Source organism: Streptomyces sp. NBC_00210 (genome assembly GCF_045160975.1).
Classification (GTDB): Bacteria; Actinomycetota; Actinomycetes; order Streptomycetales; family Streptomycetaceae; genus Streptomyces.
The window spans coordinates 6,367,884-6,381,629 of the sequence record NZ_CP108120.1 but is presented as its reverse complement, the minus strand read 5'-3'; the positions used below and the strand labels follow the sequence as shown (position 1 = coordinate 6,381,629).

Genomic DNA, 13,746 nt, shown 5'->3' with positions numbered 1-13,746 from the left:
GGGGGCCATGCAGCCAACTCGTATTGCCGTCACCGGTTCCACGGGACTCATCGGCTCGGCGCTCGTGCGCTCGTTGCGCTCGGACGGGCACGAGGTGGTGCGCCTGGTGCGCCGCCCCGCACAGACCGGGGACGAGGTGGAGTGGGACCCGCAGCGGCAGTACGTCGACGTGGGCGGCCTGGTGGGCTGCGAGGCCGTGGTGCATCTCGCCGGGGCGGGGATCGGCGCGCGTCGCTGGAACGACGCGTACCGCAAGGAGGTCCGGGACAGCCGGGTGCTGGGCACAGCCGCGATCGCGGAGGCCGTCGCCTCCCTGGACACGCCGCCCCGCGTGCTGATCAGCGGGAGCGCGGTCGGCTACTACGGCGACACCGGGGACCGCGCGGTGGACGAGAGCGCGCCGCCCGGCGACGGGTTTCTGCCAAAGTTGGTCGTCGACTGGGAGGAGGCGGCGGCTCCGGCCGAGGAGGCTGGCATCCGAACGGCCTTCCCCCGCACCGGACTCGTGGTGGCACGCAAGGGCGGGGCATGGGGCCGGATGTTCCCGATCTTCAAGGCGGGCCTCGGCGGTCGGCTCGGCAGCGGCCGGCAGTACTGGAGCTTCATCTCGCTGCATGACGAGGTGGCCGCCCTGCGCCACATCCTGGACACCGAGTCGCTGTCGGGGCCGGTGAATCTGACGGCCCCGCACCCGGCAACGAACCGCGAGGTCACGGAGGCGATGGGCCGTGCGCTGCACCGTCCCGCGGTGTTCGCGGTTCCTGCGCCCGCGCTGCGGATCGCACTCGGCGAGCTGGCGGAGGATGTCCTGGGCGGCCAGCGGGCGCTGCCGACGAGGCTGCTGGAGTCCGGATTCTCGTTCGCGTTCCCGCGCATCGACGACGCGATCGGCGCGGCGCTGCGGTAGCGGTGCCGCTGTCCGCAAGTGCCGGACGGACTTGATGTCCGGCACTTGCGGCCCGTCCGGCACTTCAGGGTCCCGGGGCAGAGCCGGGAAAGCAGACGTGCGCCCCCGCGCACCGGTGCCCCACCGCATGCGCGAGTCCCGGTTCGGCCACCCCTGCCTAGTCTCGGTCCGAACTCGGGTATTCCTCGGGCCTGTCGGGGGCATGAGCCTCCCACCAGCCGCGCCGACCTCGGGGAGGGGCACGTGCTCAGCAGCACCGCTCATGATGCGGACGTCATCATTGTCGGGGCCGGAATCGCCGGTCTCGCAGCAGCTCATCAACTGACCGGCGCAGGCGTCTCGGTCAGTGTTCTGGAGGCCGGCCCTGAGGTGGGCGGGCGGATGGCCACCGACTACCTCGACGGCTTCCGGCTCGACCGCATCGGCCAGTTGCTCAACACCTCGTATCCCGAGCTGCGCCGCACGGGCGGGCTCGGGGACATGGTCCTGCGGGCATTCTCGCCCGGTGTGCTCGTGCACAGCGGGGGTCGGCTCCAGCGGACCGGTGAAGTGGTCCGGCGGGCCGGTGAACCAGGGAGCGCGCGATGGGGGTCCCCCGGCGCTCTCCGGGGCGTAGGGGGAGCATTCACCGTAGCGCGCGCCCTCGCGAGCGCCCCCCGGCCGCTCGACCAGGCCCGGCTCGGCGCATCCCTCGCCCGTATCGCCGCCACCCCGGTGGAGCGCCTGCTGGCCCGCCCCGAGCGATCCACGGGCGGCTCGCTCGGCGCCCGCGGCCTGCCGGCCCGTACGGTCCACGGCTTCCTGCGCCCGCTGCTCTCCTCACTGCTCTGCGATCCGGCGCTGACCACCTCCAGCCGATGCGCGGACCTGGCCCTGCGCGGCTTCGCCCGCGGCCGGATGTGCGTACCGGAGGGCGGCGCCGCGGCTCTGCCCCGGCAGCTGGCGGCCGCGCTGCCGCCCGGCACCGTACACACGGGGATTCGTGTCAAGGACGCCTCCATCAGCCGCGTGGCGACCGAGGAGTACGGCGAACTCCGCTGCCGGGCCCTCGTACTGGCCACCGGCGCCCGCGCGGCCGCCGAGCTGCTGCCCGGCCTGCGCGTACCGTCCTTCCACCCCGTCACGGTGCTGCACCACACCGCGCCCGAGGCCCCGCTCGCCGATCCGGCCCTGGTGCTGGACGCGGACCGCAGCGGGCCCGTCGCGCACACGGCGGTCATGAGCGAGGTCGACCCCTCGCGCGCGCCGCAGGGCCGGGTGCTGATCTCCTCGACGGTGCTCGGGACGCCCCCGCAGTATCTGGACCGGACGGTCCGCGCGCACCTCGCGAGGCTGTACGGCACGCCGACCGACGACTGGGAGCTGCTCGCGGTCCACCACGACCCGGAGGCGGTACCCGCGATGCCCCCGCCGCACGACCTGCGCCGCCCGGTGCGGCTGCTGTCCGGCCTGTACGTGTGCGGGGACCACCGCGACACGAGCACGGTCCAGGGCGCGCTGTTCTCGGGGCGCAGGGCGGCGAATGCGATCCTGCGCGACTTCGGCGTACGGGCGGGGTCCACGGGGGCGGCCGCGCTGCCGGCGGCGGCGTAACTCCTGGGGCTCCGCCCCAGCCCCTGGGCGTCCGGGGTCTGGGGCGAAGCCCCAGTTCCGGGAAGGGGCGGGTAGGGGAACAGGCCCCGGGCGTTCAGGGCCCGGGGGGCGCCCCCCGGGCATCAGCCCAGCGCAGCGACCCGGTCGCGATAGTTCCGCACCGCCGCCGCATCCCGATACGGCTCCAACCGCCGCTCGAATTCCCGTACATACTCCATCGCCCGTGCCGACCGCATCTCCGACGCCTGCAGCGCCGCCTCCGCCCCCAGCGCGCACGCCTGGTCCAGTTCCCCCAGGCCGAGCCGGGCGGAGGCCAGTACCACCCGGCAGAAGAGCCGGCTGCGCGCGAACGCCGGGGCGCGCAGTTGGAGCGAGCGCTCCGCGTGCTGCACCGCCGACCGGTACTGCTGCAGATCGCGGTGGCAGTGCCCGAACTCGTCCGCTAGCTGCGCCTCGTCGAAGAAGCGCGCCCAGTGCGGCACTTCGTCCCCCGGCCGCGCCGTCTCCAGCGCCCGCTCGGCCCTCACCAACGCGGCGGTGCACGCGCGCACATCGCCCAGCACACCGTGACCGCGCGCCTCGACCGCATGCAGCAGCGCCTGCACCAGCGGCGGCGCCGACGAGCCCACCCCCTGCTGGGCCACGCGGGTCAGCTGCACCGCCTCCCGCCCGTGCCCGAGATAGACCGCCTGCCGGCTCATGGTCACCAGCACATAGGAGCCGTACGCCCGGTCTCCGGCGGCCTGCGCGAGCCGCAGCGCCTGGACGAAATAGCGCTGGGCAAGCCCGTGGGCCGCGATGTCGTACGAGGTCCAGCCGGCCAGCCGGGTCAGATCGGCGGTCGCGGCGAACAGCCGCCGCCCGGTGGCCTCCCCGTAGGTGCCGCGCAGCATCGGCTCGGCCTCGTGCTCCAGGTAGCGGACCAGCGCCTGCCGGGCGTGCCCGCCGCCGTACGCGTGGTCGAGGCTGCGGAACAGCTCGCCGACGGAGCGCAGCGCCGCGATGTCACCACTGGAGACCTTCTGCCCCGGCCCCCGGTCGGTGCCGCGCTGCCGGGGGACGGTGGGCCGGCCCTGCACCGGGAGGCGGGTCGTCCCGTTCATCCCGGTATCACCCCGGCTCACCCGCTCGTCGGGCCGGCCGATCAGCCAGTCCCGGCTCGGTACCACCAGACCCGCCGGGGTGAAGGCGATCTTGCGGAGTTCCGCATGGCTGCCGGAGTCCTTTCGCCACAGCCCGCTGACGATGTCCACGGCCTCCTCGGGCGTGGCGGCGAACTCCAGACCCGCATAGACGGGCGCACAGGCGTCCAGACCCAGGTCCTGCGCCGACAGCCGACGGCCGAGCCGGCGGGTGAAGACCTCGGCGATCAGCGCGGGAGTGGTGCCGCGCGGCTGCTGGCCCCGTAGCCAGCGGGTCACGGACGTCTTGTCGTAGCGCAGATCCAGGCCATGCTCGAGGCCGAGCTGGTCCACTCGGCGCGCAAGTCCCGCGTTGGAGAATCCGGCTTCTGCGATGAGCGCGGCAAGCTGGCGGTTGGGGATGCGCTGAGGGGGTCGGTCCGTCATCAGCTGTGCGGTCTCCTGCCTTCCGGGCGGCCGGAAGCAGCCCTCATGGAACGGCGCGAATTTAGCCGCCCCGTCCGCCCCGACCGGCAGCTTCGCCCCACATTCATCCGATCGTGTGAGGATTGTGGACAACGCTGACGGGTCACCCTTTCCTCCCGTGGCCCTCCGGGCACGGGAGGTACCGCCAGACCCACCTCACGGGAGCCGCCGTACAGTGGCTTGGGCGTGATGAGTGCAGGGTGAAGGTTCTAGGGAGGCACAACCGTGAGTGAGCTGCGGTTCGTCCGACTGGGGTTCGGCGAGGAAGCCGTCGAGTACCAGGAGGCGTGGCAGAAGCAGCGCGATGTCCACGCCGCCCGCTTCGCCGACGAGATCGAGGACACCTGCCTGCTCCTTGAGCACCCACCGGTGTATACGGCCGGGCGGCGCACCGCGGACAGCGAGCGCCCGCTGGACGGCACCCCCGTCATCGACGTGGACCGCGGCGGCAAGATCACCTGGCACGGCCCCGGCCAGCTGGTGGGCTATCCGATCCTCAAGCTCCCGCGCCCGGTGGATGTCGTCGCGCACGTCCGACGGCTGGAGGACGCGCTGATCCTCACCTGTGCGGAGTTCGGCGTGCGGACCAGCCGGGTCGAGGGCCGCAGCGGCGTTTGGGTGCTCGGCGATCCGGTGGAGCAGCGTCCGGCGATCGGCGGTCTCTCGCTCGACTTCGACCCGCGACTGCAGGACGAGGAGTTCGACCCACGGCTCAACGGCCCGGAGTACGCCCCCTCCAACGCCGGCCAGCGCCGCGAGGACCGCAAGCTGGCGGCGATCGGCATCCGTATCGCCAAGGGCGTCTCGATGCATGGCTTCGCGCTCAATGTGAACCCGGACAACACCTGGTTCGACCGGATCGTGCCGTGCGGGATCCGGGACGCGGGCGTGGCGTCGCTGGCGAACGAGCTGGGCCGGGAGATCACGATCGCCGACGTGCTGCCCGTACTGGAGAAGCATCTGCGGGATGTGCTGGAGCAAGCGGTGCTGAAGCCGCGTGAGGTGGAGAAGGCGACCGCCTAGGGAATGCGTCCCTCTGGCCATGGGTTGGCCAGACGTAATGGCGCACTTTTAACGGGCGTACCCTGGTGTTCGCCGAAGAATCGAAGCTGTAGGGAGCCGGTCGTGTCCGCAGTCGCACCCGACGGACGCAAGATGCTGCGCCTGGAGGTCCGCAACAGCCAGACCCCCATCGAGCGCAAGCCCGAGTGGATCAAGACCCGGGCGAAGATGGGCCCCGAGTACAACCAGCTGCAGAAGCTCGTCAAGAGCGAGGGCCTGCACACGGTCTGCCAGGAGGCGGGCTGTCCGAATATCTTCGAGTGCTGGGAAGACCGCGAGGCCACGTTCCTCATCGGCGGCGACCAGTGCACTCGGCGCTGTGACTTCTGCCAGATCGACACCGGCAAGCCGCAGGAGCTGGACCGTGACGAACCGCGCCGCGTGGGCGAGTCGGTCGTGACGATGGACCTGAACTACGCCACCATCACCGGCGTCGCGCGCGACGACCTGGAGGACGGCGGCGCCTGGCTGTACGCGGAAACCGTGCGCCAGATCCACTCGATGACGTCCGAGCGCGAGTCGGGCCGCACCAAGGTCGAGCTCCTCATCCCCGACTTCAACGCGGTGCCCGAGCAACTGGCCGAGGTCTTCTCCTCACGCCCCGAGGTGCTTGCGCACAATGTCGAGACCGTGCCGCGGATCTTCAAGCGGATCCGTCCCGGTTTCCGATACGAGCGCTCCCTCGAGGTCATCACGCGCGCCCGTGAGGCGGGTCTGATCACCAAGTCGAACCTCATCCTCGGCATGGGCGAGGAGCGCGAAGAGGTCAGCGAGGCGCTGCAGCATCTGCATGACGCGGGCTGCGAACTGATCACGATCACCCAGTATCTGCGTCCTTCCGTGCGCCACCACCCCGTCGAGCGCTGGGTGAAGCCGCACGAGTTCGTGGAGCTGCAGCAGGAGGCCGAGGAGATCGGTTTCTCCGGTGTGATGTCGGGTCCGCTGGTGCGTTCCTCGTACCGGGCGGGGCGGCTGTACCAGCAGGCGATGGAGCGGCGGGGCGCGACGGTCACTCCCTAGTGATCTGGCCGCCTCGCTCGGCGTGTGAATTCAGGCACAAGAAACTACCGCCGAGTAATGGCGCATTGACGCGGCTCGTACCCTCCCCGCAGGTCGGGGCGGCGTACGGGCCGCGTCAGTGTTCCTAGGGTCTGCGTAAAGGTTTCATCGCTGTTTGACCGCTCGGTCACGCCCTGGTAACACCAATCAGTAACCCTGACTGTACGCACAGCACGCACCACCCCTCGTGGAGCTCCGCACCGCTCCCCGTAACGGTCAGGGCAACCCCGCACCGCAAGCCCCGCACCGCACCCGCTCACCGTCGTCACCCACCCCGAGGGGGGACCTCAACCATGCAGGCCGTACCGGTTCGACCCGTACGCGCAACCGCCATCCCGTCCGTCACCGATGCTCTGCGCGCCATGGAGTCGCTGCTTCTGGGCAGCGGCCAGCGCACAGCCCGCAGGAACGCTTGGACCTCAGTCCTGGAAGACCGGCGCCGGGCCAAGGACCGGGTCGAGGCGCAGCATGTACTGGAGGCCGTGGCTGGTCGCACTTCCTAGGCCACGTAAACTTCCACACATGGCGAGGAAGGCAAACTCAGACAGCGCTGACGCTGCTGCGAACCCCGGGCGACTGAAGCAGATCGCCCTGACGTACAAGATGACCCGGAAGGCCGACTCGAAGGTCGGTCTTGTCGTCGCGGCTGTGGGAATCGTCACCTTCGGTGTCTTCCTCACGATCGGTTTCTTGATCGACCACCCTGTTTATCTGGGCATCCTCGGTTTCCTGCTGGCCTTCCTCGCGATGGCGATCGTCTTCGGACGCCGCGCCGAGCGGGCGGCCTTCGGGCAGATGGAGGGCCAGCCGGGTGCGGCGGCGGCCGTACTGCAGAACGTGGGCCGCGGCTGGACCACGACTCCTGCGGTCGCGATGAACCGCAGCCAGGACGTGGTGCACCGGGCGGTCGGCAAGGCCGGCATCGTGCTGGTGGCCGAGGGCAACCCGAACCGGCTCAAGACACTGCTCGCGGCCGAGAAGAAGAAGATGGCCCGCATCGTGGTGGACGTGCCGGTGCACGACATCATCGTCGGCGACGGCGACGGTCAGGTGCCGCTGAAGAGGGTGCGCACGACGATGCTGAAGCTGCCTCGGGTGCTCACCGGACCGCAGGTCACGTCGACGAACGACCGTCTGCGGGCGATGGGCGACCTGATGAGCAATATGCCGCTGCCCAAGGGGCCGATGCCGAAGGGCACGCGGATGCCGCGCGGCGGAAAGATGCGCTGACGTTCCACGACGTGAAGAGGGGCGCCCCGGACTGTTCCGGGGCGCCCCTCTTGTCGTCTTCTCGCCTTCGTACGGCTTCTCGTCTTCGTACGGCTTCTCGTCTTCTCGCCTTCGTACGGCTTGCTAGATCCGCACCTGTACGGCGCGAGCGAGGCGGTCGTGCAGCCCGCGCCCGTCGCGGTCCCAGATGAGGGCCGGGATCGCGAGGGTGAGCAGCAGACTGCGTAGGGCGACCCGGAAGACGCCGAGCCTTCCGCCGTCCTCGGCGATGACGCGGAGCCCGAGGAGGCGCTTACCGGGTGTGAAGCCCACGGTCCCGACGGTGAGCACGCTCAGTACGAGAAAGATGCCGAGGGCCCAGTTCCCCGCGGCCTTCCCGTCACCATTCGCAAACAGTCCGTATGCGATCAGGAGGCAGAGCCCCCAGTCGATGAAAACGGCCCCGAAGCGCCGCCCGAGCGGGGCGATGGAGCCCGGTCCCGCCTGCGGCAGGCCCAGCCGCTCGCCCCGGTGACCGAAGTCGGCACCCATGTCCTCGGCGGCCGCGCGGGGCCCGGAGAGCCACGATCCGATTGCTTGCCTGTTGTCCACCCGTCCACGGTACTGGCCCCGCTTTGGATCACTTCGGGCCGGGTCCTTGACACAGTCTTGATCCCGGCTCCGGTTAACTTGAGCGAAACAAATGGGTCATGCTTGAGAAATCCGGCCTGCCTAAGGTCGGGTCCAGCGTGTGCCACCGCACTGGCCGCACGACGAGCAACCACCCCGCCCGTCCCCGGGTCGGGAGTAGGAGGAGTTGGATGTTCCAGAACGCCGACGACGCCAAGAAGTTCATCGCCGACAACGACGTGAAGATGGTCGACGTCCGGTTCTGCGACCTTCCCGGCGTGATGCAGCACTTCACGATCCCGGCGACGGCGTTCGACCCGTCCGACGAGCTGGCCTTCGACGGCTCGTCGATCCGCGGCTTCCAGGCGATCCACGAGTCGGACATGGCGCTGCGCGCGGACCTGTCGACGGCGCGGCTCGACCCGTTCCGCAAGGACAAGACGCTCAACATCAACTTCTTCATCCACGACCCGATCACGGGCGAGCAGTACAGCCGTGACCCGCGCAACATCGCGAAGAAGGCGGAGGCGTACCTGGCCTCCACCGGCATCGCGGACACCGCGTACTTCGGCCCCGAGGCCGAGTTCTACGTCTTCGACTCCGTGCGCTTCAACACCACGTCGAACGAGGGCTTCTACCACATCGACTCCGAGGCCGGCGCCTGGAACACCGGAGCGATCGAGGACAACCGCGGCTACAAGGTCCGCTACAAGGGCGGCTACTTCCCGGCCCCGCCGGTCGACCACTTCGCCGACCTGCGCGCCGAGATCTCCCTGGAGCTGGAGGCGTCCGGCATCCAGGTCGAGCGCCAGCACCACGAGGTGGGCACCGCCGGCCAGGCCGAGATCAACTACAAGTTCAACACGCTGCTGGCCGCGGCCGACGACCTGATGCTCTTCAAGTACATCGTGAAGAACGTCGCCTGGCGCAACGGCAAGACCGCGACCTTCATGCCGAAGCCGATCTTCGGCGACAACGGCTCGGGCATGCACGTCCACCAGTCGCTGTGGCAGGGCGGCGTCCCGCTCTTCTACGACGAGCAGGGTTACGCGGGCCTGTCGGACACGGCCCGCTACTACATCGGCGGCATCCTGAAGCACGCCCCGTCGCTGCTGGCGTTCACCAACCCGACGGTGAACTCGTACCACCGCCTGGTCCCCGGCTTCGAGGCCCCGGTCAACCTGGTCTACTCGCAGCGCAACCGCTCCGCGGCGATGCGTATCCCGATCACGGGCTCGAACCCGAAGGCGAAGCGCGTCGAGTTCCGCGCCCCGGACCCGTCCTCGAACCCGTACCTGGCGTTCTCGGCGCTGCTGCTCGCGGGCCTCGACGGCGTGAAGAACAAGATCGAGCCGGCGGAGCCGATCGACAAGGACCTCTACGAGCTGGCCCCGGACGAGCACGCGAGCGTCCCGCAGGTCCCGACCTCGCTCCCGGCGGTGCTGGAGGCGCTGGAGGCGGACAACGAGTACCTGCAGGCGGGCGGGGTGTTCACGTCGGACCTGATCGAGACGTGGATCGACTACAAGCGGACGAGCGAAATCGCCCCGATCCAGCTGCGGCCGCACCCGCACGAGTTCGAGCTGTACTTCGACATCTAAAGATCAGGTCTGGGTGACCTGGGCGGGAATCCTGAAAACATGCGTTGACCTGCGAAAACACTGCTCAGCAGTGCTCGCAGTTCCCGCTTGCTTTCCGCCCCCTTGTGCACCGCGTGTGCGCCGCCCGACCGATCCTCTGACGTAGCGTCAGTTACAGTGAGGCCGCCACTCCCCATCGGGGTGGCGGCCTCACTCGTTTTATGGCGCGGCCGCACCCGAGACCTACTCACGTGGGCCTGCAAGGTCGTGACGGGTGATGAGCCATGATCACGTCCGATCCGGTTTCACCTGGTCAGAGAATTGCAGGATTCGACCGTGTGACGTCCGATCCAGCGGGTGCTGAGCCGTCCGCCCACGCATCGCTCACGCAGAGAGGCACGCTGACCAGGCCGTTAAGCACGTGCGCAGCACAACTCTGACAGCGTCACCCAGCGCCCCACTCAGCACTGCCGGTTGTCGCACTCAACGGCTAGGAACCGACTGCGCAGTTGACCAAGGGTTGGGCTGGGCCCTAGTAGGACTCCGTTAGGTCGTTCTCGATCTTGGCGCGGTGTGTGTCCTGGCGGGCAGGGCTTGGTGGCATGTGGTGCAGATGCCGGTCCAGCACCTCAGTACGTCCTGGAGGGCGTCGAGGACTTGGTAGAGGGTGAGACCGGTCCGGGCGCTTTTGGGGCCAGGCGCTGTTCGGTGAGGAAGGCATGGGCGGCGGTCACGAGGGTGACGTGGTGGTGCCAGCCCGGCCAGGAACGCCCCTCGAAGTGGTCCAGGCCCAGGCCGTGTTTGAGTTCGCGATAGTCGTGCTCGATGCGCCAGCGGACCTTGGCCAGACGGACCAAGTCGGCGATCGGTGTGTCGGCCGGCAGGTTGGACAGCCAGTAATCGGTCGGCGCCTCGGCGCCGATGGGCCATTCGATCAGCAGCCAGCAGTCGGGCAGGACCCCGTCCCACCAGCCCTGTTCGGCCGAGGCGGCGGCCTTGACAGCGCGCTCGACTGCTTTGCCTGCGGGGCGCACACGCACGGCGGCAAAGCGGGAGCATAACTCCCCTCGCGAGCCGTTCCGCCAGGTGAGAGCGGTGAATGCCTCCTGTCCGAGGCCGGCGGCCAGGGCTGCCACCGACGGTGCGGGCTGCCGGTAGCGGGGCTGGGGCCAGCAGCCGATGGGACCGTTGCGGTCCGGGGCGACGGGTTTCGCATCAAACGGCTGGGCGGTGACATCCGCGCGGACGGCCAGCACGTAGGCGAGTCCGCGGTCGGACAGGGCGGCCCGTAGGTGCGCGTTGGTGCCGTAGGCGGCGTCGGCGACGATGACCGGCGGCGTCATGCCCCAGGAGGCAAGGGTGTCCAGCATGTCCAGGGCCAGCCGCCACTTCTCGCGGTGCGTGACATCGGGCGGGATACGGGTCGTGGACCGGCGGTCGGTGTCGGACGCCCAGTCCTTGGGCAGGAACAGGCGCCATTGCAACGGGCAGGAGGCGGTGTCGGTTGCCGCGTGGACGCTTACCGCGACCTGGCAGTTGGCCTGCTTGCCCAGGGCCCCGCAGTATTGCGGCGCAACGGCGACCGACATCCGGCCGTCCTTGGGCACCGACACATCGTCGATCACCCAGGCCGTCGGGGCGATCTGCGGCAGCATTCGTTCGCAGATCCGCCGTTGCACCGGCACCGGATCCCAGGTGGACTGGTTCACGAACTGCTGCAGGTTCTGCTCGTTGCCGTCCGGCAGCCGCGAGGCCATCGCCTGGATGGACTTGCGGCGACCGTCCAGCATCAGTCCCCGCAGATAGCAGTCGCCCTTGGCCCGCTGGTCCTTGCGCGGCACCGACGCGAATACGTCAGCCACGAATAGCGCCAACTTCGCCCGAACACGGTTCACTTGGTGTGCGTCCACACACACAACATGCTCCCAAACAGGCCCGACCGGAAGACCTAACGGAGTCCTACTAGGGCCTGTCTGATAATTGATCTTGTGGCGGGTCGTGGTGAGCTGACGGATGCGGCGTGGGATCGGATAGTTCCGCTGTTGCCGGGTGTGGACGGGCGGGGTCGTCCCTGGCGGGACCACCGGCAGGTGATCAACGGGGTGTTGTGGCGTTTGCGGACGGGTGCGCCGTGGCGTGACCTGCCGGAACGGTATGGGCCGTGGCAGACAGTGTATGAACGGTTCGCCCGCTGGGAGACGGACGGAACCTGGGGCCGCCTGCTGGAGCGCGCCCAGGTCCGGGACGACTCCGTCGGAGCGTACGCCGCGGATCGGCGGCCGGCAGACCACCGGCCTTCGACCGCGAGCTGTACAAGGCCCGCAACGTCGTCGAACGCTGTTTCAGCCGACTCAAACAGTTCCGAGCCATCGCCACCCGCTTCGACAAGCTGGCCGCCCGCTACCTCGCTGGACTTCACCTCGCCTCACTCATGCTGTGGCTGCGTGAGCCCGACATGAACGATTACCGGCCGGTTCTTAGGCCGGCTTGCGCACCATGAATACGTCCACCGGATCCTCGGTCTCGAGTGTGAACCCATGCCGCTCGTACAGCTGCCGGGCCGAACTGCCCTGCAGCACGTTCAGCCGGACAAGGGCGCCGTCGCGGTCGCATCGCTCCAGCAGCCCGCGCAGCACATCCGAACCGATGCCCCTGCCCTGCAGATGCGGAGCCAGGTAGAAGTGCTCCAGCCAGTGGGCGTCCTCAGCCTGTCGCAGCGCCACACAGCCGGCCAACGCGTCGCCCACCTCGATTACCCAGGTGTGCGTCGGGTCGAATTCGTCCCGCAGCCGCTGCCGCACCCGCTGCTCGTCGTACCGCCCGAGCCGCTCCAGGTCATCCCGCAGCACCAGGGCACGCAACTCGGCCACCGCCTCGACGTCCACCACCGACGCTGGCCGAACATCCCAGTCCACCATGATCGCCACGCTACTCCGCCGGACGCACCCTGGTTCCGTTGATCCTCTAACTCCACGGAACCACGCGGTGTTTGTCAGACAGGCCCTAGCAGACGCTCAAGCGAGTCAGTCGTACGCCGAAGGCCTGTTCCCGTCATTCTGCGCGATCTACCTCCGGAGCCTGGGAGCCTCTGGCACGCTGCTAAGGCAAGAGAACTGCGTGGACTGATGCTCGGCCGAGCGTCTCGGAGGGGCCCATGGAATGGTTCTTAGGACCAGGCATCGCTCTACTGGCGGCCTTCGCCGCATATGGCGCATGGAGGCTCTACAGAGAAGCCCATGAGAAACGGCGTGGCTCACATGCTCCGCCACGGCCACCTGAGCAAATTCTGCTGGATGCCTACAGGCAAGCCCTACGCGCGGTGGGCGACAATGCATGGCTAGCAACGGAGGATGCTGGAAGGGGGCAGCTCACCGACCTCCACGCGCGCTGGGACGAGGTCCACAAGAGAGAGCTGCCGACGAAGCAACCCTCCCCCGCACACCACGCACAGCTAAGCCGTCGCGAACCCCGCGAAGTACATCCGGTCCTGAGGCGGTCCACCGTTCCGCCCTCTGCACTCGATCTCCTCGCGCAGGCCCATTCGGGACTCAAAGACGCATCAACCATTGAAGATTCGAATTCACGGTATGCGGCCGCCCACCTCGCTGCTTTGCGGACCGCTGCTGCAGTTCTAGCAACCCGGGGACGTCCTGAAGGCACTCCGCGTCGCCGAAATCGAATCAGGAGCGCGTGGGAAGTACTACCTGAGATAGCCCCCGAGTTGGCAGATTGGAGCGCCTTATTTGCTTCCGGCGCGAGACGTAGAGCCCGGGCGGAGGCTGGAATTGAGAATGCAGCCACGCAGAGGGACGCCGACGAAATAATGCGCGATGCGTCGATGTTCCTCCGACTGGTCGAGCGAATGCTCGTAGCACCAAAGCCTGATCAGCCAACCTCGATTGACCTGATCGAATTGACAGAAAATCGCGACGCAAACACGGCAGTACGACACCTGTCGGAGGGCTTCGACGATCTGTTCAGAGCCCTAGGGCCACCACCTCCCGGGCTGAGGCAGAAGCAAACTGTGGGCGATGGCGGCGGGGGAACTGAGCGATGACGCGTGAGGCTTCGAACATACCGCGGCACGAGCAGACTGGCC

Annotated in this window: 12 protein-coding genes and 1 pseudogene; 9 read left to right on the top strand and 4 right to left on the bottom strand. The window is 68.7% G+C overall.

The features are described 5' to 3' along the window. Positions 1-7 precede the first annotated feature (7 nt). Together OG729_RS28810 and OG729_RS28805 are read left to right on the top strand one after the other, a co-directional pair. On the top strand, positions 8-907 hold the full coding sequence (locus OG729_RS28810; RefSeq protein ID WP_405808774.1) for a TIGR01777 family oxidoreductase: 900 nt from the start codon (positions 8-10) through the stop codon (positions 905-907). Positions 908-1,150: 243 nt separating this feature from the next. Continuing rightward, positions 1,151-2,500, top strand: a complete 1,350-nt coding sequence (locus OG729_RS28805; RefSeq protein ID WP_405808772.1) for an NAD(P)/FAD-dependent oxidoreductase — start codon at positions 1,151-1,153, stop codon at positions 2,498-2,500. A 122-nt stretch (positions 2,501-2,622) separates the two neighbouring features. On the opposite strand, the gene OG729_RS28800 is transcribed toward OG729_RS28805, so the two are convergent. Next, the gene (locus OG729_RS28800; protein ID WP_360866534.1) at positions 2,623-4,068 is read right to left on the bottom strand and encodes a regulator; all 1,446 of its coding nucleotides are present in this window, start codon (positions 4,066-4,068) and stop codon (positions 2,623-2,625) included. A gap of 264 nt (positions 4,069-4,332) precedes the next feature. Here OG729_RS28800 and lipB point away from each other — a divergent pair, with 264 nt between their 5' ends. From lipB to OG729_RS28780, 4 genes are all read left to right on the top strand, one after another. After that, on the top strand, positions 4,333-5,130 hold the full coding sequence (gene lipB / locus OG729_RS28795) for a lipoyl(octanoyl) transferase LipB (protein WP_405808771.1): 798 nt from the start codon (positions 4,333-4,335) through the stop codon (positions 5,128-5,130). A 102-nt stretch (positions 5,131-5,232) separates the two neighbouring features. Continuing rightward, positions 5,233-6,189 carry a lipoyl synthase gene (gene lipA / locus OG729_RS28790; protein ID WP_405808769.1) on the top strand — a complete coding sequence of 319 codons (957 nt, stop codon included), beginning with the start codon at positions 5,233-5,235 and terminating at the stop codon, positions 6,187-6,189. A 332-nt stretch (positions 6,190-6,521) separates the two neighbouring features. Further along, positions 6,522-6,731, top strand: a complete 210-nt coding sequence (locus OG729_RS28785; RefSeq protein ID WP_360866545.1) for a hypothetical protein — start codon at positions 6,522-6,524, stop codon at positions 6,729-6,731. Positions 6,732-6,750: 19 nt separating this feature from the next. Further along, positions 6,751-7,458 carry a DUF4191 domain-containing protein gene (locus OG729_RS28780; RefSeq protein WP_405808767.1) on the top strand — a complete coding sequence of 236 codons (708 nt, stop codon included), beginning with the start codon at positions 6,751-6,753 and terminating at the stop codon, positions 7,456-7,458. Between the two features lie 123 nt (positions 7,459-7,581). On the opposite strand, the gene OG729_RS28775 is transcribed toward OG729_RS28780, so the two are convergent. Next, positions 7,582-8,049 carry an RDD family protein gene (locus tag OG729_RS28775; RefSeq protein ID WP_360866719.1) on the bottom strand — a complete coding sequence of 156 codons (468 nt, stop codon included), beginning with the start codon at positions 8,047-8,049 and terminating at the stop codon, positions 7,582-7,584. A 209-nt stretch (positions 8,050-8,258) separates the two neighbouring features. On the opposite strand from OG729_RS28775, the gene glnA reads away from it, so the two are divergent. Next, positions 8,259-9,668: a type I glutamate--ammonia ligase gene (gene glnA, locus OG729_RS28770; protein WP_360866722.1), complete on the top strand. Its 1,410-nt coding sequence runs from the start codon at positions 8,259-8,261 to the stop codon at positions 9,666-9,668. A gap of 608 nt (positions 9,669-10,276) precedes the next feature. Here the strand turns inward: glnA and OG729_RS28765 are convergent. Then, complete coding sequence (locus OG729_RS28765) at positions 10,277-11,557, bottom strand: IS701 family transposase (RefSeq protein ID WP_405803592.1); 1,281 nt, start codon at positions 11,555-11,557, stop codon at positions 10,277-10,279. 78 nt (positions 11,558-11,635) lie between these two features. Here OG729_RS28765 and OG729_RS28760 point away from each other — a divergent pair. Further along, positions 11,636-12,147 (top strand): annotated as a pseudogene (locus tag OG729_RS28760) (transposase). Here the strand turns inward: OG729_RS28760 and OG729_RS28755 are convergent. Continuing rightward, a complete protein-coding gene (locus OG729_RS28755) occupies positions 12,125-12,565 on the bottom strand; it encodes a GNAT family N-acetyltransferase (RefSeq protein ID WP_405808765.1) in 441 nt (146 codons plus the stop codon). The pseudogene OG729_RS28760 and the gene OG729_RS28755 sit on opposite strands and share 23 nt — an antisense overlap. 494 nt (positions 12,566-13,059) lie before the next feature. Between OG729_RS28755 and OG729_RS28750 the strand changes: the two genes are divergently transcribed. Further along, complete coding sequence (locus OG729_RS28750) at positions 13,060-13,704, top strand: SAV_6107 family HEPN domain-containing protein (protein ID WP_405811326.1); 645 nt, start codon at positions 13,060-13,062, stop codon at positions 13,702-13,704. Positions 13,705-13,746: the final 42 nt, after the last annotated feature.

Bases quoted from the DNA above. Each gene is read 5' to 3' on its own strand.
- OG729_RS28810 (WP_405808774.1), top strand. From the start codon at position 8: ATGCAGCCAACTCGTATTGCCGTCACCGGTTCCACGGGACTCATCGGC.
- OG729_RS28800 (WP_360866534.1), bottom strand. From the start codon at position 4,068: ATGACGGACCGACCCCCTCAGCGCATCCCCAACCGCCAGCTTGCCGCG.
- OG729_RS28785 (WP_360866545.1), top strand. From the start codon at position 6,522: ATGCAGGCCGTACCGGTTCGACCCGTACGCGCAACCGCCATCCCGTCC.
- OG729_RS28780 (WP_405808767.1), top strand. From the start codon at position 6,751: ATGGCGAGGAAGGCAAACTCAGACAGCGCTGACGCTGCTGCGAACCCC.
- glnA (WP_360866722.1), top strand. From the start codon at position 8,259: ATGTTCCAGAACGCCGACGACGCCAAGAAGTTCATCGCCGACAACGAC.
- OG729_RS28755 (WP_405808765.1), bottom strand. From the start codon at position 12,565: ATGGTGGACTGGGATGTTCGGCCAGCGTCGGTGGTGGACGTCGAGGCG.